This is a genomic window from Priestia sp. P5_B4 (assembly GCF_056400385.1).
Genome location: NZ_JBFULJ010001041.1, coordinates 1 through 1,221, shown reverse-complemented (window position 1 = coordinate 1,221; position 1,221 = coordinate 1). Strand labels below are relative to the sequence as shown.

2 protein-coding genes are annotated in these 1,221 nt (G+C 30.0%); one reads left to right on the top strand and one right to left on the bottom strand.

Annotation, left to right across the window (positions count from 1 at the left end; genetic code table 11):
• Nucleotides 1–617 precede the first annotated feature (617 nt).
• On the top strand, nucleotides 618–821 hold the full coding sequence (locus AC1DRF_RS28605; protein ID WP_016763693.1) for a cold-shock protein: 204 nt from the start codon (nucleotides 618–620) through the stop codon (nucleotides 819–821).
• A 266-nt stretch (nucleotides 822–1,087) separates the two neighbouring features.
• Here AC1DRF_RS28605 and AC1DRF_RS28600 read toward each other — a convergent pair.
• Nucleotides 1,088–1,221: cold-shock protein (locus AC1DRF_RS28600; RefSeq protein ID WP_477742387.1), on the bottom strand; the 134-nt coding region annotated here is incomplete at its 5' end.

The following is a 1,221-nucleotide window of genomic DNA, read 5'->3' as shown; positions in this document are numbered from 1 at the left end:
AAAAACTCGGTTACTATTAGATGGTAAATTAATAATTTTATTCAACTAACTTACCTTTAAAGCTCACACAACTGTTTGAGTTTTTTTCAGTTTTAAAAAAGGGTATTGAAAAAATGTATCCATAATTCTATCTGAAAAAAACACAGCGGAATTCGGAATACGATCGAAAAAACAATTGTAAAACTATTATAACATTTTTTGAAAATATTACAAATTTTTCATTGACAATATATTTTAATTTGAGGTAAAATAAAGTTTTATTATTTATAATAACTCGAAATAAAAGTTTCCAACAAGTCATGAAACTTCTGGAAAGTCCCTATAAATAACCATTTGATTACCGGTGATAAGCGAAATGATTCCACCATTAAACTAATCTTTAAACTAACCCTCCTTACGTTGGCGGCTTAGTTTAGGGATGTACTACTACAGTAAGTGGTGCAATTAAAAAGCAAAAGAAGAAGATATGAACATTATTACCAAGTGTTTAGAAATTCTTATATCAAAAATTCCGTGCATTATTCCATGAAAATAAAATGGTAAGAAACACTAATTTATATAAATGATTATTACTCCTTTATAAGCTATAATGTAATATGAGGAGTAGTGATGTTAGTATGTATTATTACGGCAAAAGAAACCAAGAACCTTTAGCTCAAGAACAAACAGAGGTTTGGGAATGTACAGTAGAAGATTGTAAGGGCTGGATGAGAAAAGATTTCTCTTACGACAACCACCAAAAATGCCCTTTGTGTGGAAATCACATGGAAGCTGGAGAACGGCTTATTAATAAAATCCCCCTTAATCCCCATCGAAGATAATTTGTATCAATGCTATCGCATAGATTAAAAATTACTACTATATTATTTAATTGAAAATATAGCTAATTTATTTGCATTTGCTTTCTATTTCTAATRTATGTTATAACTAGTTATACCTTGTATCGWTCGTCTTGTCTAAAACCCAGGCTTTTTTTAAAAGCCTGGGTTTTCTATTGAACTAATASTAGATAAATCATRGTTTGCTAATTATAAGACCATAAAAAAAGGACTCCTTYATAAGGAGTCYTTTTTGTTATCACTTTTRATTATGCTTTGTGAACGTTAGCAGCTTGTGCTCCACGTTGACCTTSYTCGATATCAAAAGTMACTTTTTGACCTTCTTCTAATGATTTGAAACCTTCACCTTGAATAGCACTGAAATGAACGAATACATCGTCTC

Bases quoted from the DNA above. Each gene is read 5' to 3' on its own strand.
- AC1DRF_RS28605 (WP_016763693.1), top strand. From the start codon at position 618: ATGTATTATTACGGCAAAAGAAACCAAGAACCTTTAGCTCAAGAACAA.